Here is a 19,922-nt window from a genome sequence, read left to right on the forward strand (position 1 = left end):
TGGGCTCATTGTGGGACGGCCGTGCCACCCCCAGCGGTTCGCGTACCGGCCCGGAAGGTGCGCGGGGTCAGCCGGGTCGGCCCGGTGTGGTCCGTCGTACGGCTTCCTCGACCAGATCGAGGACGGCGCCGAGATCGCTTCCTGGTCGCCCCATCGCCAGGTGCAGCACCAGTCCGTCGTAGGCCAGCTCCAGAAACCGGGCCAGGACGTCGATCGGTACGTCGTCGCGGAGCACCCCGGCGTCGCGCTGACGACCCAGCCGCTCCCGGGTGGCGTCGGCGATGGCGTCGGAGCGGGCGGTCCAGCGCCGGGCGAAGTCCGGATCGGTGCGCAGCCGTCGGGACACCTCGAGCTGGCTGCCCAGCCAACCGGCGGTGTCCGGGGAATGCGCCCGGGTCAGCAGATCACGCATCACCTGGACCAACCCGTTGCGGGCCACGGTCTCGACCATGGCGGCGGCGTCGTCCTCGGCGACCGCCAGGAAAAGCGAGTCCTTGTCCCGGAAGTGGTGGAAGATCGCGCCACGGGACAGTCCCGTCGCCTCCTCGAGCCGGCGCACCGTGGCACCTTCGTAGCCATGCCGGGCGAAGCAGACCCGGGCGGCGGCGAGGATTTCCTGGCGGCGTGCGTCGAGCTGGACCTGGCTCACCCGGGGCATGATGTGATCGTGTCAGGTGGGCAGACCGCATGCAATCCGTACGTACGGCTTGTTACCTGGATCAGTTAACATCGCGGGGCTGTTCCCGGGCACCTACCGTCGCGTAAGGTGCGGCCGTGCCACTCCTGCTCCTGGATCTGGACAACACCCTGCTCGACCGGGCCGGTGCGTTTCGCGTGTGGGGGCAGGAGTTTCTCGCGTCGATCGAAGCGCCTCCCGACGACATCGACTGGTTGGTCTCCGTCGACGCCGACGGGCTGACCGACCGGTGGGATCTGGCTGATGCGATTCGTGGCCGGTACCAGCTGCGGGTGTCGTCGATCGACCTGGTGGAGGCGCTGCACGACGGGGTGGTGGAACACACCCGGCTCGATCCACTGGTTGCCTGCACCCTGCGGATCGCCCGCGACGCCGGCTGGGTGCCGGTCGTGGTCAGCAACGGCACCGTACGTCAGCAGGAGGCGAAGATCCGCCGTACCGGCCTGGACCGCTACGTCGCCGACTGGGTCATCTCCGAAGCCGCCGGGGTCAGCAAACCCAATCCGCGGATCTTCGCGCTCGCCGCGCAGAGCGTACGGATGCGGCTGCGTGGCGCGTGGATGATCGGGGACAGCCCGGAAGCGGACATCGGCGGCGCCGCGGCGGTCGGCCTGCCCAGCGTCTGGCTCCACCGTGGGCGCAGCTGGCTGGACAACCGCTACGCCCCGACCCGGGAGGCCGCCGGAGTGATCCCGGCGGTGGCCGCGGTCCTGGCGGGTTGACGCCTGGTCACGCGCCGAGCGCGATCACTGCAGGTAACTTTCCACCTCGCCGGTCGGACGGGGCTGTACGGATTCCGGGTCGCCACCGCCGTCCCGCGCCGCCCGACGGCGCCGTAACAGGTCCCAGCACTGGTCGAGTGCCTCCTCGACCGCGCCCAACCGAGCGTGTTCGGCGTCGGCGGACAGCTCGCCCGCGGTGAACCGGGCCCGCAGTTCGTGCTCCTCGTCGACCAACTCGTGGATCCGGGCCAGTACCGTCCTGTCGTCCATCCCACGAGCTTGGCACACGAGCGCGGCGGGTGGTGACCGGACCGGTCACCACCCGCCGCCATCTCGGTCGTCGTCCTCAGCTGTCGAGCATCTTGCGCAGCACGAACTGCAGGATGCCACCGTGCCGGTAGTAGTCCGCCTCACCCGGGGTGTCGATGCGGACCACGGCCTCGAATTCGACTCCGGTGTCGGTGCGCACCGTGACGGTGCGCGGCGTGGTGCCCTCGTTCAGGCCGGTCACCCCGACGACGTCGATCGTCTCGGTGCCGGTCAGCCCCAGCGACGCGGCGTCCTGACCGGGCGGGTACTGCAGCGGCAGCACCCCCATGCCGATCAGGTTGGACCGGTGGATCCGTTCGTACGACTCGGCGATCACCACCCGCACGCCGAGCAGCATGGTTCCCTTGGCCGCCCAGTCCCGCGACGAGCCGGAACCGTACTCCTTGCCGGCCAGCACCACCAACGGCACGCCGGCCTGCGTGTACGCCACCGAGGCGTCGTAGATCGTGGTCTGCTCGCCGGTGAGGTGGTTGACCGTGAAGCCACCCTCCACGCCGGGCACCAGCTGGTTGCGCAGCCGGATGTTGGCGAAGGTGCCCCGGATCATCACCTCGTGGTTGCCGCGCCGCGAGCCGTACGAGTTGAACTCGTGCCGGGGTACGCCGTGCTCGGTGAGGTAACGCCCGGCCGGGGAGTCGGGCTTGATCGCCCCGGCCGGGGAGATGTGGTCGGTGGTCACCGAGTCACCCAGCTTGGCCAGCACCCGCGCCCCACTGATGTCGCCGACCGGCGGCGGGGTGGGGGCCATCCCCTCGAAGTACGGCGGCTTGCGCACGTACGTCGACTCGTCCGCCCAGGTGAAGGTGTCCCCGGTCGGGGTGGGCAGCGACTGCCAGCGCTCGTCGCCGGCGAACACGTCGGCGTACGCCGAGCCGAAGCCGGCCGCGCCGATCGCGCTGGCCCGTACCTGCTCGATCTCGGCCGCACTGGGCCAGATGTCGCGCAGGAACACCGGCTCGCCGTCCGACCCGGTGCCGAGCGGTTCGTTGGCCAGGTCGATGTCCATCGTGCCGGTGAGCGCGTAGGCCACCACCAGCGGCGGGGAGGCCAGGTAGTTCATCTTGACGTCGGGGTTGATCCGGCCCTCGAAGTTGCGGTTGCCGGAGAGCACCGACACCACGGTGAGGTCGTGCTCGTTGACCGCGGCGGAAATCTCCTCCGGTAGCGGGCCGGAGTTGCCGATGCACGTGGTGCAGCCGTAGCCCACCAGGTGGAAGCCCAGCTTCTCCAGGTACGGGGTGAGCCCGGCCCGTTCGTAGTAGTCCATGACCACCTTGGAACCAGGGGCGAGGGTCGTCTTCACCCACGGCTTGCGGGCCAGGCCCCGGTCGACCGCGTTGCGGGCCAGCAGCGCCGCACCGAGCATCACCTGCGGGTTGGAGGTGTTGGTACAGGAGGTGATCGCCGCGATCACCACGGCTCCGTGGTCGAGTTCGAACTCGGTGCCGTCGGCCCCGGTGACCCGCACCGGCTTGCTGGCCCGCCCACCGGAGCCGAGCGAGGCGCTGATCAGCTCGCGGGGCTTGTCCGCCGGGTCGTCGGCCCCGTCGGCGGCCGGTGGGTCGCTGGCCGGGAAGGATTCCGAGCTGGCTTCGTCGGCGCGACCGATGAGACCACCGGTGTCCTGCCGCGCGCCGTCGCGCGGTGCGTCGGCGTCGTCGGGAGCGACGTAGTCGGTCAGCGCGCCGCGGAACAGCGTCTTGGCGCTGCCCAACGGGACCCGGTCCTGTGGCCGCTTCGGGCCGGCCAGCGACGGCTCGATGCTGGACAGGTCGAGCTCCAGCCGCTCCGAGTAGTGCGGTTCGGTGTCCGGATCGTGCCACAGGCCCTGCGTCTTGGCGTACGCCTCGACCAGCGCGACCTGGCGCGCGTCGCGGCCGGTCAGCCGCAGGTAGTTGATGGTCTCGGCATCGATCGGGAAGATCGCCACGGTCGAGCCGTACTCGGGGGACATGTTGCCGATGGTGGCCCGGTTGGCCAGCGGCACCGCGCTCACGCCGGGGCCGTAGAACTCGACGAACTTGCCGACCACGCCGTGCTTGCGCAGCATCTCGGTGATGGTCAGCACCAGGTCGGTGGCGGTGGTGCCGGCCGGTGCCTCGCCGGAGAGTTTGAACCCGACGACCCGGGGGATGAGCATGCTGACCGGCTGGCCGAGCATGGCGGCCTCGGCCTCGATGCCGCCGACGCCCCAACCGAGCACCCCGAGACCGTTGACCATGGTGGTGTGCGAGTCGGTGCCGACCACGGTGTCCGGGTAGGCCTGGCCGCCGCGCTCCATCACCGTGCGGGCGAGGTACTCGATGTTGACCTGGTGCACGATGCCGGTGCCCGGCGGGACCACCTTGAATTCGTTGAACGCCGTCTGGCCCCAGCGCAGGAACTGGTAGCGCTCCTTGTTGCGGCCGTACTCCAGCTCGACGTTGCGGGCGAAGGCGTCCTCCCGACCGAACAGATCGGCGATGACCGAGTGGTCGATCACGAGTTCGGCGGGGGCGAGTGGGTTGACCTTGGTCGGGTCGCCGCCGAGATCGCGGACCGCCTCGCGCATGGTGGCCAGGTCGACCACGCAGGGCACGCCGGTGAAGTCCTGCATCAGTACGCGGGCCGGGGTGAACTGGATCTCGACGCTGGGTTCGGCGTCGGGATCCCAGGAACCGAGTGCGCGGATCTGCTCGGCGGTGACGTTGGCCCCGTCCTCGGTGCGGAGCAGATTCTCCAGCAGGATCTTCAGGCTGTACGGCAGACGTTCCTGCCCGGCCACTGTGTTGATGGTGAAAATCTCGTAGCTCGCGTCGGCGACGCGCAACTGGCTCTTGGCACCGAAGGTGTCGAGGCTCGCCACGTCGGACTCCTTGTCGCTTCGTCCCTGGTCGTCCTGGCAGTCTTTCGTACGGATTACCGCGTGGTCGGGGTTAGGTGACACTTACCCCGACGATGGCACTCCACTCAATAAAACCGTACGTCCGTCTTGCTATCTCGGCAACCCCGGGCCGGTCGGGGCGGGTTTGCCCGTCGGACGAATCGGGCACCAGATGCCACGTGGACACCTCGACCGACCTGGACGCGCTGATCGACTTCTTCGACCGGTACGGCGCCGCGGTGACCGCCGGTGATCTGCCCGGGGTGGCGGCCTGCTTCGCCCTGCCGGCGATGGTGGTCGCCGACGGCTACAGCTTCTCGTTCGCTACGCCGGCGGCCGTGGCGTTGTCGTTCGTCGGCGCCGCGCCGGACTACCGCGAACGGCGGATCGTCGCCTCCCATGCCCGGTTCCACGAGGTGCGACCGGTGAGCGCGGCGTTGGTGGCGGTCGAGGTCGAATGGGAGTACCTGGACAGCGACGGGCACTGCGTTTCCGGCCACCATTTCTACTATCTGTTACGACTCGGTCGCGATGGGGTACGTATTTGTACTGTCACCCCACTCGACTGACTCTAGGCAGTAACCGGCCCTTTTGTGCTCCGGCTGCGGATCGCTACTCTCCTGCGGGACGCTGTCGCGCAAAAGGGGGCCATCGTGGACGGCAGGCACGCCGCTCGTAACGTGTGGACCCCGACTCACGTGATCGCCATGGCACCCTGGGTGGTCGTTCTCAGTGGACTTGGCGTGATGATCGTCATCTTCCTGGTGGCCACCGGTTGCGTGTCCGTGCAGTCACGGGCCATCGGGGAACTGCCCCGGCAGCCCGCGACGGCCACCCCGGCACCCGGGCCCCGACCGGCGGCGTCTGCGCCGCCGGTCAACACGGGCGGGCAACTCGTCGCCGCGGCACCGCCGCCGTCCGGTGAGGCGATCCTCGCCCCCGCGCCGCCGTCGCCGTCGCCGTCCACAATGCCGCCGGCCCCGCCGACCACCGTCCCGCCGGCCACCAGCACCGCCCCACCGCCGGCAGAGCCCGAGCCGGACTGGAAGGTGCTCGGCCAGTACCGGGTGATGGACCAGTATCACGACGCGTTCATTGCCGAAGTGCTGGTGATGAACACGTCCCGGCGCGATCGGGACTGGACTGTCACGCTGCGTTTTCCCAGCAACGTCGGACGGTTGTACGCCGCCTGGGTCGACGGTGCCCCGCAGGCCAACCTGCGGCGTTCGGGTGCGGACTACGTGTTCACCAGCGGGGTCCCGGTCGACGGACACTCCGCGGTGCCGCTGCGGTTCCACTTCGAGCGCCACGGCCGGGGTGCCGAACCGCTGCACTGCGTGGTCAACGGCGCTCCCTGCGTCATCCGCTGAGTCGGTCGCGCACGGCGGACGCCACCGTGTGCAGGTCGACGGGCGACGTCTCGGGGTGTCCTGCAAGATATTGCAGAACCTTGCAGCAAGGGCTAGCGTGCGGGCATCCTCCACAGGAAGGCCGTCGATGGAAGCCGCACCCTCCCGTCCGCGTACCTGGCACCTGTTCCTGTTCGCACTCGCCGCCGTCCTGGCGACCACCCTGATCGGCGTTCCAGCGGCCGTGAGCCGGCCTTCGTCCCACCCCGCCGGCCACAACGCACACCGTAACGAGCAGTTCTACTTCCTGCTGCCCGACCGGTTCGCCAACGGCGATCCGACCAACGACCGGGGCGGACTGCCCGGCGGCCGGCTGGAAACCGGCTACGACCCCACCGACAAGGGCTTCTACCAGGGCGGCGACCTCGCCGGCGTGATCGACAACCTGGACTACATCCACGGGCTCGGCACCACCGCCATCTGGCTCGCCCCGGTCTTCGCCAACCGTCCGGTGCAGGGCAGCGGCGACGACATCTCGGCGGGCTACCACGGCTACTGGATCACCGACTTCACCCGCATCGACCCGCACTTCGGCACGATGGCCGAGCTCAAACGGCTGGTCACACTCGCCCACCAGCGGGACATCAAGATCTACCTGGACGTCATCGTCAACCACACCGCCGACGTCATCTCCTACGCCGAAGGCGAGTACGGCTACGTCGACAAGGCCACCACGCCGTACCGCGACGCCGCCGGCCGCCCGTTCGAGGACCGTAACTACGCCGACGGCAGCCGGGACTTCCCCGACGTCGGTGCCGGCTCGTTCCCGCGAACCCCGGTCGTGATCGACCCCGACGACGCCGACGTCAAGGTCCCGGCCTGGCTCAACGACCCGACCATGTACCACAACCGGGGCGACAGCACCTTCACCGGCGAGAACAGCGAGTACGGCGACTTCTTCGGTCTCGACGACCTGTGGACCGAGCGGCCCGAGGTCGTCCAGGGCATGACGGAGATCTTCGCCGACTGGGTCCGGGACACCGGTGTCGACGGCTACCGCCTCGACACCGTCAAGCACGTCAACCTCGACTTCTGGCCGCAGTTCAGCCGGGGCATCGACGACGCCGCCCGCCGCGCCGACAAGCGCGACTTCTTCATGTTCGGCGAGGTGTACTCCGCCGACGCGGAGATCGCCTCGACCTATGTCCGCCGGGGTGGGCTACCCGCCACCCTCGACTTCGGCTTCCAGGAGGCGGCCCGCGACTACGTCGCCGCCGGCGGCACCGCCACCACCCTCGCCGACCTGTACGCTGACGACCCGCTCTACACCGCTCGCGACACCGACGCCGGCCGGCTGCCCACCTTCCTCGGCAACCACGACATGGGCCGCATCGGCACCTTCGTCGCTGGCGGTGGCACCGACCCGGCCAGCCACCTGCGTCGCGACCTGCTCGCCCACGAGCTGATGTTCCTCACCCGGGGCCAGCCGGTCGTCTACTCCGGCGACGAGCAGGGCTTCACCGGCGCCGGCGGCGACAAGGACGCCCGGCAGACCGTCTTCGCCTCCCGGGTGCCCGACTATCTCGACGACGACCTGCTCGGCACCGACCGCACCCACGCCCAGGACAACTTCGACCCGGCGCACCCGATCTACCGGGGCATCGCCGAACTGGGTGCGCTGCGCGCCGCCCACCCCGCACTGCGCGACGGCATCCAGGTCACCCGGTACGCCGCCGACGGGCCCGGCGTGTTCGCCTTCTCCCGCGTCGACTCCGGCGCCGATCCGGCCGAGCGGGTCGAGTACGTCGCCGCGGTCAACAACGCCACCACCGCCCAGCAGGTCACCGTCGACACCTGGTCGCCGCAGACCACCTTCCGGGGCGTCTACGGCCAGACCGGCCCGGCCCGCACCGGCGCCGACGGTCAGCTGACCGTGACCGTGCCGGCGCTGTCCGCCGTGCTCTACCGCGCCGACGCGCCGGTCCCGGCACCCACCGCCCGGCCGAGCATCACCATCACCGCGCCGGGTGCCGGTGCCGCCGTGGCCACCCGGGCCACCGTCACCGCCGAGGTGACCGGCGACCCGCTCGCCGAGGTCACCGTCTCCGCCCGCGTCGGCGACGGCCGGTGGACCAAGCTCGGCCGGGCCGCCCACGCCCCGTACCAGGTGCACCACGACCTCGTCGGGCTGGCGGCCGGCACCCGCATCGAGTACAAGGCGCAGGTGCGCGACAGCAGACGCCGAACCGCCACCGCGACGTCCACCGTCGTCGTCGCCACCCCGCCGGCGGCTGACGCCCGCGACTGGCTGGTCGTGCACTACCAGCGCCCGGACGGTGACTACGCCGACTGGGGCCTCTACAGCTGGGGTGACATCGACCCCGACTGGCAGAGCACCTGGCCGGACGGGCAACCGTTCGCTGGCGAGGACAGCTACGGCCGGTTCGCCTGGGTCAAGCTCGCCCCCGGCGCCACATCGGTCGGATTCCTGGTCGTCGACGCCGACGGCACCAAGGACGTCGAGAACGATCGGACGGTCGACGTGAGCACCACCGGCGAGGTCTGGGTCAAGCAGGGCGATCCGGCGCTGTATCCGACCCGCCGCGACGCCACCGGCGAACCCGACCCACCGGTCGACGACGGGGTGGCGCTGCTGCACTACCGCCGCGCCGACGGCGACTACACCGGCTGGGGGCTGCACGTCTGGGACGGTGCCGCCGACCCGACCGACTGGGCGCAGCCGCTGCCGCCGGCCGAGCAGGACAGTTACGGCGTCACCTTCCGGGTGCCGCTGGCCGCCGGCGCCACCGGGCTCAGCTACATCATCCACCGGGGCGACGACAAGGACCTGCCGGCCGACCAGCGGCTCGACTTCACCACCGCCGGCCGGGAGGTCTGGCTGCTCGCCGGCGATTCGCGACGGCTGCTGCCGCCGGCCGCCACCGCCGGTCGTGACCTCGACCTGACCACGCAACGGGCGCACTTCATCGACCGGTCCACGATCGCCTGGGCCACCGGGCCGACCGACGGCAGACGCTACGACCTCGTCTGGGCCCCGGACGGCGGGCTGGCGGTCGACGGCGACGAACTGACCGGGACGTACTCCTCGATCCGGCTGGCCGCGCAGCGCAACGGGCTCACCGAGGCGCAGCGGGTCGCGTTCCCGCACCTGTGGGCGTACCGGGCCTTCACCGTCGACAGGCGGGACCGGGCGAGGATCCCGGGCGCGCTGCGCGGCCAGCTCGCCGTCACCGAACGCGACCACACCGGCAAGCTGCTCGCGGTCACCGGGGTGCAGCTGCCCGGCGTGCTCGACGACCTGTACGCGGCCGCCACCACCGCCCCGCTCGGCGTCACCTTCGCCGGCCGCCGGCCCACCCTGTCGGTGTGGGCACCCACCGCCCGTACCGTGGCGGTGCAGCTGTTCGACACCCCGGACGCCGAGCCCCGCACCATTGCCATGCGCCGCGACGACCGGACCGGTGTCTGGTCGGTGCGCGGTGAACCCGGCTGGTCCGGTCGCTACTACCGCTACCAGGTCGACGCCTGGCAGCCGGCCGCGCAGCGGATGGTCACCGCCTCGGTCACCGACCCGTACGCGGTGGCTCTGGCCGCCGACTCCACCCACAGCCTGATCGTCGACCTCGCCGATCCGGCGCTCGCGCCGGCCGGCTGGACGCGGCTGCGCAAGCCGGACGCGGTCCCGGCCGGCCGCACCCACATCCAGGAGGTCTCGATCCGGGACTTCTCGATGGCCGACACCAGCGTGCCGGCCGAGCGGCGCGGCACCTACCTGGCCTTCACCGATCCGGACAGCACCGGAATGCGGCACCTGACGTCACTGGCCGACGCCGGGGTCACCCACCTGCACCTGCTGCCCGCGTTCGACTTCGCCACCATCCCCGAACGCCGCGCCGCGCAGGCGGTGCCCGACTGCGACCTGGCCGCCCTGCCACCGGACTCGCCCGGCCAGCAGGAATGCGTCGCCGCCGTGGCCGACTCCGACGGCTACAACTGGGGCTACGACCCGCTGCACTACACGGTGCCGGAGGGCGGCTACGCCACCGACCCGGACGGTGCCGCCCGGACCGCCGAGTTCCGCGAGATGGTCGCCGGGGTCAACGAGGCCGGGCTGCGGGTGGTGCTCGACGTGGTCTACAACCACACCTCGGCGGCCGGGGTGGACCGGCACTCGATGCTCGACCAGATCGTGCCCGGCTACTACCACCGGCTGCTCGACGACGGATCGGTGGCCACCTCGACCTGCTGCGCCAACACCGCACCCGAGCACGCCATGATGGGCCGGCTCGTCGTCGACTCGGTGGTCACCTGGGCCAAGGCGTACAAGGTGGACGGCTTCCGGTTCGACCTGATGGGCCACCACCCGAAGGCGAACATCCTGGCGGTGCGGGCCGCGCTCGACGAGCTGACGCTACGGCGGGACGGCGTCGACGGCCGGGCGATCCTGCTGTACGGCGAGGGCTGGGACTTCGGCGAGGTGGCCGGTGACGCCCGGTTCGTCCAGGCCACCCAGCGCAACCTGGCCGGCACCGGCATCGGTACGTTCACCGACCGGCTGCGCGACGCGGTCCGCGGCGGCGGCCCGTTCGACGCCAACCCGCGCGTGCAGGGCTTCGCCTCCGGGCTGTTCACCGACCCCAACGGTGACCCGGTCAACGGCAGCCACGCCGAGCAGGAGACCCGGCTGCGCCACCAGCAGGACATCATCAAGGTCGGGTTGACCGGCAACCTGGCCGGCTACCGGTTCACCAGCGCCAGCGGCGACCCGGCCACCGGCGCCGACATCGACTACAACGGCTCACCGGCCGGCTACACCGCCGCGCCCGGTGAGGCGGTCACCTACGTCGACGCGCACGACAACGAGATCCTGTACGACGCGCTGGCGTACAAGCTGCCGGCCGGCACCCCACCCGCCGACCGGGCCCGCGCCCAACTGCTGGCCCTGTCCACGGTGGTCTTCGCCCAGGGCACCGGGTTCGTGACCGCCGGCAGTGAGCGGCTGCGGTCCAAGTCGCTGGACCGCAACTCGTACAACTCGGGGGACTGGTTCAACCAGATCCGCTGGGACTGCGGTGCCGGCAACGGCTTCGGCGCCGGGCTGCCGCCGGCGGCGGACAACGAGGACAAGTGGCCGTACGCGCGGCCGCTGCTCGCCGATCCGGCGCTGGTGCCCGACTGCGCGACGATCGGAGCGAGCGCCGCCCGCTACGCCGAACTGCTGCGCATCCGGGCCTCGTCACCGGTGTTCGCCCTGGACACCGCCCACGAGGTGCAGCAGCGGGTGAGTTTCCCGCTGGCCGGGCCGGCGGAGACGCCGGGCGTGATCACCATGCGGCTGCGCTCGGCCGGGCTGGACCGGCGCTGGCGGTCGGTCACCGTGATCTTCAACGCGACGCCGGCGCCGGTGACCCAGCGGTTGCCGGAACTGCGTGGCGCCGGCATCGAGCTGCACCCGGAGCTGCGTGGCTCGGTCGACCCGGTGGTCCGGACAGCGGCGTTCGACCGGGCCACCGGCACCTTCACGGTGCCGGCCCGCACGACCGCGGTCTTCGTCCAACCCAGCTGACCCCACCCCGCCGCCCCGGTCAGGGGAGGCGGGGGCCGGCGTCGCGCTGGACGGCGAGCCACCACTCCACCTCGTCGGCCTGCCGGGGCAGGCCGGCCGACAGGTTGACCGCGCCGGCGGCGGTGACCAGCACGTCGTCCTCGATCCGGATGCCGATGCCACGCAACTCCTGCGGCACCAGGTCGTCCTCGGGCTGGAAGTACAGCCCCGGTTCGACGGTCAGCACGTACCCTTCGGCCAGCTCGCCGTCGCGGTAGCGCTCCTTGCGGGCCCGCGAGCAGTCGTGCACGTCGATGCCGAGCATGTGCCCGAAGCCGTGCAGCGTCCACCGACGGTAGACGGTGGACTCCTTGTCGAGCGCCTCGTCCACGCTCACCGGCAGCACGCCCAGCTCGGCCAGGCCCTCGGCGAGCACCCGCATGCAGGTCTCGTGTACGTCGGTGAACTTCACCCCCGGCTTGATAAAGTCCATCCCGGCCTGCTGCGCGGCGTACACGATGTCGTAGACCTGCCGCTGCAACGGGGTGAACCGACCGGACACCGGCAGGGTCCGCGTCACGTCGGCGGTGTAGAGGTGGTGGCCCTCCACACCCATGTCCATCAGCAGCAGCTCGCCCGGACGAGTGCTGCCGTCGTTGCGTACCCAGTGCAGGATGGTGGCGTGCGCGCCGGCGCCGACGATGGAGCCGTAACCGACGTCGTTGCCGTCGTGGCGCGCCCGCAGCGCGAACACCCCCTCCAGCAACCGCTCGGAGACCGGCCGGTCCGCCGGCAGCACCCGCGCCACGTCCTCGAACCCGCGTACGGTGGCGTCGACCGCGGCCCGCAGTTGGGCGATCTCCCACTCGTCCTTGACCAGCTTCAGCTCCGAGATGGCGGTGGCCAGCTCCCGGTCGCGGGCACCGGCGTCGTCCCCGCTGTCGTACGGCAGCACGGCGGCGTCCACCCGGTCGTCGAAGCCGCGTAGCATCCGGGTGCGGGCCGGCGCGCATCCGGCCAGCGTCTCCGGCAACGCGCTCAGCGGCGCCGTCGGCAGGCCCAGCTCGGTCGACTTCTCCGCCAGGGTGCGCCGCCGGCCCACCCACAACTCGCCGTCGCGGCTGCGGAAGAACTCGTCGTTGTCCCGCGACGAGCGCTGCCGGGTGTACAGCACGGCGTCGTGACCGCCACCGGTCGGGCGCAGCACCAGCACGCTGTCCGGGTCGTAGTCACCGGTGAGGTACGCGAAGTCGCTGCCCGGCCGGAACGGGTAGTCGGTGTCGTTGGCCCGCACCTTCTCGGTGCCGGTCGGGATGACGATCGTCTCGCCGGGGAACGCGGCGGACAGCGCCGCCCGACGCCGGGCGTGGTCGGCGGCCTGTGGGCGGGGATCGAGCCGCAGCGTGTCGTCGCGCCAACCGGTACGCATGAACTGCAGCAGCTTCTCCGGGAAGTCCGGATCGTGCGACTCGGTGCGCGGCTGTTCGGCCACCACCTCGGCGGCCATCTCGGTCGCCGGACCCTCGGTCTGATCGTCGGTCATGTCGGTCCCCTTCCACCGTTGCGCGTACTCGACGGTACCGCGCGGACGGCGCGTGGAAAGATGTCTGCCATGTGCGGACTCCTGGCCTTTTTCAGCGCCCGCGGCGACGCTGGCGCGCACCGCGACGCTATTGCCTACGCCCTGGAAAGCCTGCATCACCGTGGCCCGGACGAGACCGGGGTCGAAGTGGTCGGGGACCCGTCGGGGCGGTGGGCGGACGCGGTGTTCGCGCACAAGCGTCTGGCCATCATCGATGTGGCGTCCAGCCAGGAGCCGTTGGCCTACGCCGACGGCCGCTACCTGCTCACCTTCAACGGCGAGATCTACAACTACATCGAGCTGCGGGAGCAGCTGATCCGCGAGTTCGGGGCGCAGTTCGCCACCGCCGGTGACGGCGAGGTGATCGTCGCCGGCTACCACTACTGGGGCGAGAAGGTGCTGCACAAGCTGCGCGGCATGTTCGCCTTCGTGATCTGGGACCGCCAGCAGCGCCGGGCGTTCGGTGCCCGCGACTACTTCGGCATCAAACCGCTGCACTATCTGCACACTCCGGACGGCATCTACCTGGCCTCGGAGAAGAAGGCGCTGCTGCCGTTCTCCGCGGCCGCCGCGGCCGGTGACGCCGGCGTCGACACCGCGAACCTGTCGCACTACCTGACCCTGCAGTACGTGCCCGAGCCGCGCACCCTGCACACCGGCATCAGCCGGATCGGCTCGGGGGAGTGCCTGACCTGGTCGGCGCCGCCGTTTGACCCGGCCGGCGCGCCGCCCGGTCCGGCCGGCGGGGTGCAGGTGCGCCGCTGGTACCAGCCGATCTTCCGGCCGGCTCCGGTGCCGGATCCGCAGCGGCTCTACGACGAGATCCGCGAGACGCTGCGGGAAAGCGTCCGGATGCACATGCGCGCCGACGTGCCGGTCGGCGCCTTCCTGTCCAGCGGTATCGACTCCACCGCGGTGGTCGCCCTGTCCCGTGAGTTCAACCCCAACATCCTCACCTTCACCGTCGGGTACGACGTGCCGGGCTACTCGGAGATCGAGGTGGCCCAGGAGTCGGCCCGGCACCTGAACGTGACCACCATCCCGACGAAGATCGGGCCGCAGGACATGATGGAGGCGCTGCCGCGCATCGTCTGGCACCTCGACGATCCGGTGGCCGACCCGGCACTCGTGCCGCTGTACTTCGTGGCGAAGAAGGCGGCCGAACACGTCACCGTGGTGCTGTCCGGCGAGGGGGCCGACGAGTTCTTCGGCGGCTACACCATCTATCGGGAGCCGCTGTCGCTCGGCGCGGTGCACGGACTGCCGGACCCGATGCAGAAAGGTCTGCGCGCCGTTTCCAAGGTCATCCCGCAGGGAGTGAAGGGCAAGAGCTTCCTGGAGCGAGGCACCACCCCGATCGAGTCGCGCTACTACGGCAACGCGCGGATGTTCACCGAGGAGGAGAAGCAGCACCTGCTGCGCCGCTACGACCCGTCGGTGCGCTACACCGACGTCACCGCGCCGATCTACGCCGAGTGCACCGAGCTCGACGACGTCACCAAGATGCAGTACGTCGACCTCTACACCTGGCTGCGCGGCGACATCCTGGTCAAGGCCGACCGGATCTCGATGGCGCACTCGCTCGAGGTCCGGGTGCCGTTTCTCGACAAGGAGGTCTTCGACGTGGCCGCGAAGATTCCGGTCGAGCTGCGGTTGCCGCCGCGTTCGGACGCCACCAAGTACGCGATGCGCCAGGCGCTGCAGGGAGTCGTCCCGCCGGCCATCGTCAACCGGCGCAAGCTGGGCTTCCCGACGCCGACGCGGGTGTGGCTGCGCGGCGAGATGTACGAGTGGGCGCGGCACGTCCTGGCCACCTCCGGCGCGGGCGACCTGCTCGACCTGCCGTACGCGATGCGTCTGCTCGACGAGCACAAGCGGGAGGAGGCTGACCACTCCCGCAAGGTGTGGACGGTGCTGGTCTTCTGCATCTGGCACGCGATCTTCGTCGAGCGTTCGCTCGACCCGGGCATCCAGCGCAACCAGTCGGCGCTACTGACCAAGCCGGTGGTCGGCTCGATGGTCGCCTGACCGGCGACGGTACGCCGCGCCGCGGCCCAGGCCGCCCGATGGTCGGACCGCCCGATGGTTGGGGCCCGGCAGCGTCGGTGCTGCCGGGCCCCGTCAGGTGATGATCCGTCGCGCGTCGGTCCGGCGCCGGGTGGGTGGATCAGGTGGGGTGGTTCAGCTTGCGGTGGTTCAGCTTGCGGAGCAGGCCGTCGACGGTGTGCCGGGGCTGCCGTTGGCGACGAAACCGAACGTCGTCGATCCGCTCGGGGCGAGTGAGCCGTTCCACGCGGCGTTGCGGACCGTGACACTGGATCCGCTCACCGTGTGGGTGCCGCTCCACAGGCTGTTGATGGTGACGCCACTGCCGAAGTTCAGGGTCGTGGTCCAGCCACCGATGCTGGCCGAGCTGTTGTTGGTGACCGTCACCTCACCCTGGAATCCACCGGACCAGGAACTCGTGGTGCGGTACGCGGCCGAGCAGCCGCCGGTCGGCGGGTTGGTGGTCGGCGGCGCGGTCGTCGGGGGAGCGGTCGTCGGGGGCGCCGTGGTGGGCGGCGGTGCGGTGGTGGGCGGTGGCGCCGTGGTCGGCGGCGGAGTCGGGTTGGTGCCGCCACCGATGCCGGTGACCTCACCGTTACCGCCGTCGAACGTCACATCCGAGCAGCCGAAGAAGTTCTCCTGGCTGTCGGAGCGCACCCAGTGGGAGTAGATGAGGTGCCGGCCGCTCTTGTTGCTCGGCAGGTTGCCGTTGAAGTAGTAGTGACCGTCGTTGGTGCCGACCGCACCGCGCTGCGGCGGGTTGGTCACCGTCAGGAACGGTGTGGCTTCCAGGTCGCTCCAGGCCAGTGCCCGGGTCGGGCTCCAGCTGTCCTTGGTCACGTAGAAGTAGAACGTGCCCGGGTGGTGGGCCCAGTTGCTGTACTTGAACTCCATCTGGGCACCGGCGGTCAGATGCGTCAGCGGCCAGTCGTTGCGAGCCAGGTTGTATCCGGAGAATCCGGAGTTGCCGCCGCCGCACAGCTGGCCGTCGGGGATGAACCCGGTGGTGCGACCGCCCGCGTCGGAGCGCAGCACGCTGAACCAGTTGTACAACGAGTTGGCACCGCTCTGCGCGACGGCGGCGGAACAGGCCGGGTTCTGCGGGATGATCTGGCCCGTTTGCGACAGGCCGTCCACCCAGCACAGGTAGGTGCGGCTACCTGGCATCATGGCGGCACCGTGCGCGGATGCCGCGTTGGGGGTCACCACCGTGAGTAGGCCGGCGGTGAGCGCGGAGGCGGCGGCGACTACCGCCACTCTGCGTAGAGCTTTCACCGAGAACTCCTTTGAAAACCAGTTCACAGGACGACGTGAGTGCCGTGCGACCTGCGGACGGGGTGATGGGGTCCGACAATGTGTGGACGCCCGAACAGGTGAGGAGGATCGGCGGTCGGCTGCCCGCCCGCGCATGGCGCGGCGGGGCGACCTGCCGTCCGATGGGACGTGTGCGCGCTCGCGTAGCTCCCGGCTAGACCGATGTACGGCGCGTCAGCCCCCACGCCGTGTCGGTAATCGATATCCCATCACACATCGACCAGAAACACAATAGTCGCGTCTCGATGTATGTATCAGTGGGTCAGCGGAGCCGACCGCGACTGGGGGCCGGCCGCGACTGGCACACTGCGTACGGCGACCGGGTCGGCGGGAGGAGAACCATGCGGTACGCGGTGGTGCTCGGTGAGGCACTGATCGACCTGCTCGACGGTGAGTGCGACGGCGTCCCCGTCTACCGCCAGGTGATCGGCGGCGCACCGCTGAACGTGGCGGTGGGGGCGGCCCGGCTCGGCGCGACGGTCGAGTTCGCCGGCTCGCTCGGCGATGACGCGCTCGCCGAGCGCATCCGGGCCTTCCTCCGTGCCGCCGGGGTCGGCGACCTGGCGCTGGCCACCGTGCCCGCACCGACCACGCTGGCCGTGGCCACCTTCACCGGGGCCGAGCCGGACTTCCGGTTCTACGGCACGCCGCCGTCGTACGGGCTGCTCGACGCGGCCGCCCTCGATGACGAGCTGATCGCCGACGCGGCCGTCCTGTACTGCGGCTCCATCGCGCTGCTGTGTGAACCGACCCTGGCCGCGGCGCGGCTGGCCTGGACGGGCACCGCCGGGTTGCGGGTGTTCGACCCCAACGTACGGCCGCGGCTGCTGCCCGACCAGGCTGCCCTGGCGGCGTACCGGCAGGTCGTGGCCGGCTTCGCGGCGACCGCCGATCTGGTCAAGCTCAGCGCCGCCGACGCCGAGGTGCTCTACGACGGGGCCGGTCCGGTGGCCACCGCCGCGCTGCTGCACGACCTGGGCGCCGGCGCCGTGGTGGTCACCCGGGGCGCTGCCGGGGCGTTGGTCAGCGCCGGCGGTGAGGTGCTGACCGTGGCGGCGGCGCAGGTGGCAGCGATCGACGCCACCGGCGCCGGTGACTCGGTGATGGCGGCGCTGATCGCCGAGCTGCTCGACTCGGGGTTGCCGGCCGACGCCGCGGGCTGGGCGCAGCGGGTCGGATTCGCCCTGCGGGTGGCCGGCCTGGTCTGCGAGTCACCGGGCGGCGCGGTCGCCATGCCCACCCGGGCCGCCGTGGCCGCCCGCTTCGGCTGACCGGATCGGGCCGGCACCCGGATCGGGCCGGCCACTGGCTTCGGCCCGGGTCAGGCCCCGGGTCAGGCGCGGTTGCCGAGTTCGGCGTACCCTCGGGCGATCGCCACGGCCGCGACCTGCGGCCCGAACGGCGCCTCCGCCGCCACCCGGTCGACCGGGGCGCCATCGGCATGACCTTGGCGGATCAGCCAGTCCAGGGCGACCAGGTCGGTGTGCTGCGCCTGGACGAACGCGGCGTCGACGCACGCCCCGTGCCCGGGCACGACCACGCTCGCCGGACCGAGCCGGCGCAGCATCTCGGCCACGGTGTCCGGCCACTCCAGCGGGTACGCGTCGTCGAACGTCGGCGGCGCGCCCTGCTCGACCAGGTCACCGGCGATCAGCACGTCGGCGTCGGGCACGTGCACCACCAGGTCGCCGATGGTGTGTCCGCGCCCGGGATGCCACAGCTGCGCCGTCCGTCCGCCCAGGTCGACGGTTGCGGTGCGGGTCACCGTACGGTCCGGCGGGTGCACCGCCGCCTGGTTGAGCCGTTCGGCCAGTCGCGGGTGGCTCGCCGCCATCTCCTGGTACGCCTCGGCCCGGATCACCTCGACCGGCCGGCGGAGCAGCCGGGCGGCCTCCTGGTGCGCCCAGACCTCGGCGGGTGGGTCGCCGGCGACGGTCCGGTTGCCGAAGCAGTGGTCGAAGTGGTGATGCGTGTTCACCACCGACCACGGCCGGCCGGTCAGCCGGCGGGCCGCCGCGACCAGCTCGGTGGCGTCGGCCGCCGTAGCGCCGGTGTCGACGACCAGGGCGGCCGTGTCGCCGACGATCAGCGTCGAGTTGACGTCGAGCAGGTGCCGGCGTAGCACGTACACCCGGTCGGCGACTTCGACGAACGTGGCGCTCATCCCGACGAGGCACGATCGGGTGCTGCCCCGGCACCGTCCGCTGCCCCGGCGCCCTCGGCGGCGTCCCGGGGTGCCGGCGGCCCGGCGAAGGCCCGCTCGACGAAGCGGTGCCGGTCGACCAGCACCCGTTCGACCCGGCCACCGGCGATCGTGGCGCCGCCGTCGGTCACCACGATGTCGAACACCAGCCGTCGCCCGTCGACCTCGGCGAGCCTGGCCATCGCGGCCACCGTACGCCCCACCGGGGTGGCGGCCCGGTGATCCAGCTCGATCCGGCTGCCGACGGTGGTCATGCCCGCCGGCAGCCGTGTGGCGGTGGCGGCGACCGTCGCCGCCTCGGCCAGCGCGAGCACCCGTGGGGTGCCGAGGACCGGTACGTCGCCGGAGCCGACCGCCTGGGCCGTGTCGGAATCGGTGACGGTCAGCTCCACCCGAGCCGTCAGCCCGGGCTCGAAACTGTTCTCCGGCGTCTGTCCCATGAGCCATCAGCCTAGGTCCTCGGCTGGTGTCCGACCACGAAGGCCGGTGCGCGCGTCGGCCGGCCGGGGACTGCGGACCGCCAGCGGCGGCGAATGATCCACTCCGCCACGGCCGCGTTGATCAGCCAGGCGACCGCCATGGTGCCGGTCCGGCTCGACACGGTGACCGGGCCGACCGCGACGAGCCAGGCCACCTGGGTGAAGAACTGGGTGCCCGCGCCCATGCCGATCGCGTAACCACGGATCATCCACGCCCGGTGCCGGGCGAAGTCACGCTGCCGGATCGCCACGAAACCGAGGACCAGCGAGATGGTCATGAACCCGACCACCGCGACGCGGACAGCCGCCAGGACGGTGCTGTCCACGGCCGCAGGCGGTAGGAACAGGGTCAGCCACAGCCCGCTCAGCGCGGCGACCAGGCCGGATGGGACGAGGATCCGGCCCGCGACCCGGTGCCATCCGCGGTGCCGGCGGCGGAAAGCCGGCGCGAACTGGAAGGCGCCGAGCACGCTGAACACGGTGACGCTGACGATGTGCAGCGCCAGCGGCACGGGTGCCGACATGACCCGTTCGCTGTCCGGCAGCACCGCCGCGCCGCCGGCGAACTCGGTCAGGCGCAGGCCGCCGGCCAATGCCGGGACGGCGCTGAGGATGAGCAGACCGGCGGGGATGAGCCAGTTCGATCTGGGGGAGGGCGTCACGGCCGTCTTCCTTCCGTACCTCGGTCCTTGCCTGTCGCCTTGATGGTGGCGAGGGGCCGGGCAGGACTCATCGGAGCGGGAGCCGGAACCGTCCCGGTCGATGGTGGGA

General features: G+C 71.2%; 13 protein-coding genes and 1 pseudogene. 6 read left to right on the top strand and 8 right to left on the bottom strand.

Translation table 11 applies throughout. The features are described 5' to 3' along the window. Positions 1 to 67: 67 nt before the first annotated feature. Positions 68 to 658, bottom strand: coding sequence for a TetR/AcrR family transcriptional regulator (locus tag ACN27F_RS31590; protein ID WP_421439112.1), 591 nt, complete (start codon positions 656 to 658; stop codon positions 68 to 70). A gap of 116 nt (positions 659 to 774) precedes the next feature. Between ACN27F_RS31590 and ACN27F_RS31595 the strand changes: the two genes are divergently transcribed. After that, positions 775 to 1,419, top strand: coding sequence for an HAD family hydrolase (locus ACN27F_RS31595; protein WP_421439113.1), 645 nt, complete (start codon positions 775 to 777; stop codon positions 1,417 to 1,419). A 24-nt stretch (positions 1,420 to 1,443) separates the two neighbouring features. Here the strand turns inward: ACN27F_RS31595 and ACN27F_RS31600 are convergent, their stop codons facing one another. Continuing rightward, entirely contained in the window at positions 1,444 to 1,689 is a 246-nt protein-coding gene (locus ACN27F_RS31600) for a DUF2630 family protein (RefSeq protein WP_421439114.1), read from the bottom strand. Positions 1,690 to 1,765: 76 nt separating this feature from the next. Further along, positions 1,766 to 4,594: an aconitate hydratase gene (locus ACN27F_RS31605; protein WP_421439115.1), complete on the bottom strand. Its 2,829-nt coding sequence runs from the start codon at positions 4,592 to 4,594 to the stop codon at positions 1,766 to 1,768. A 197-nt stretch (positions 4,595 to 4,791) separates the two neighbouring features. Here ACN27F_RS31605 and ACN27F_RS31610 point away from each other — a divergent pair, with 197 nt between their 5' ends. The 3 genes from ACN27F_RS31610 to pulA all read left to right on the top strand — a co-directional run bounded on the left by ACN27F_RS31610 (position 4,792) and on the right by pulA (position 11,548). Continuing rightward, positions 4,792 to 5,181, top strand: coding sequence for a hypothetical protein (locus tag ACN27F_RS31610; protein WP_421439116.1), 390 nt, complete (start codon positions 4,792 to 4,794; stop codon positions 5,179 to 5,181). 84 nt (positions 5,182 to 5,265) lie between these two features. Next, positions 5,266 to 5,982, top strand: a complete 717-nt coding sequence (locus ACN27F_RS31615; RefSeq protein WP_421439117.1) for a hypothetical protein — start codon at positions 5,266 to 5,268, stop codon at positions 5,980 to 5,982. Positions 5,983 to 6,109: 127 nt separating this feature from the next. After that, positions 6,110 to 11,548, top strand: a complete 5,439-nt coding sequence (pulA, locus tag ACN27F_RS31620; RefSeq protein WP_421439118.1) for a pullulanase-type alpha-1,6-glucosidase — start codon at positions 6,110 to 6,112, stop codon at positions 11,546 to 11,548. Between the two features lie 19 nt (positions 11,549 to 11,567). Here pulA and ACN27F_RS31625 read toward each other — a convergent pair whose 3' ends face one another. Beyond that, complete coding sequence (locus ACN27F_RS31625) at positions 11,568 to 13,034, bottom strand: aminopeptidase P family protein (RefSeq protein WP_421440579.1); 1,467 nt, start codon at positions 13,032 to 13,034, stop codon at positions 11,568 to 11,570. Positions 13,035 to 13,139: 105 nt separating this feature from the next. Between ACN27F_RS31625 and asnB the strand changes: the two genes are divergently transcribed. Next, positions 13,140 to 15,137 carry an asparagine synthase (glutamine-hydrolyzing) gene (gene asnB / locus ACN27F_RS31630; protein ID WP_421439119.1) on the top strand — a complete coding sequence of 666 codons (1,998 nt, stop codon included), beginning with the start codon at positions 13,140 to 13,142 and terminating at the stop codon, positions 15,135 to 15,137. 168 nt (positions 15,138 to 15,305) lie between these two features. On the opposite strand, the gene ACN27F_RS31635 is transcribed toward asnB, so the two are convergent. Continuing rightward, positions 15,306 to 16,430 (bottom strand): lytic polysaccharide monooxygenase auxiliary activity family 9 protein, encoded by a 1,125-nt coding sequence (locus ACN27F_RS31635; protein WP_421439120.1) that lies wholly within the window; start codon positions 16,428 to 16,430, stop codon positions 15,306 to 15,308. Positions 16,431 to 16,810: 380 nt separating this feature from the next. On the opposite strand from ACN27F_RS31635, the gene ACN27F_RS31640 reads away from it, so the two are divergent. Then, on the top strand, positions 16,811 to 17,740 hold the full coding sequence (locus tag ACN27F_RS31640) for a PfkB family carbohydrate kinase (protein WP_421439121.1): 930 nt from the start codon (positions 16,811 to 16,813) through the stop codon (positions 17,738 to 17,740). A 62-nt stretch (positions 17,741 to 17,802) separates the two neighbouring features. On the opposite strand, the gene ACN27F_RS31645 is transcribed toward ACN27F_RS31640, so the two are convergent. From ACN27F_RS31645 to ACN27F_RS31655, 3 genes and pseudogenes are all read right to left on the bottom strand, one after another. Continuing rightward, positions 17,803 to 18,633 carry an MBL fold metallo-hydrolase gene (locus ACN27F_RS31645; protein ID WP_421439122.1) on the bottom strand — a complete coding sequence of 277 codons (831 nt, stop codon included), beginning with the start codon at positions 18,631 to 18,633 and terminating at the stop codon, positions 17,803 to 17,805. Between the two features lie 89 nt (positions 18,634 to 18,722). Beyond that, positions 18,723 to 19,112: pseudogene (locus ACN27F_RS31650) on the bottom strand (thioesterase family protein); the annotation flags it as partial. A gap of 11 nt (positions 19,113 to 19,123) precedes the next feature. Next, positions 19,124 to 19,813 (bottom strand): DUF2306 domain-containing protein, encoded by a 690-nt coding sequence (locus tag ACN27F_RS31655; protein ID WP_421439123.1) that lies wholly within the window; start codon positions 19,811 to 19,813, stop codon positions 19,124 to 19,126. Positions 19,814 to 19,922: the final 109 nt, after the last annotated feature.

The organism is Solwaraspora sp. WMMB335 (assembly GCF_049179075.1).
Lineage (GTDB): Bacteria > Actinomycetota > Actinomycetes > Mycobacteriales > Micromonosporaceae > Micromonospora_E.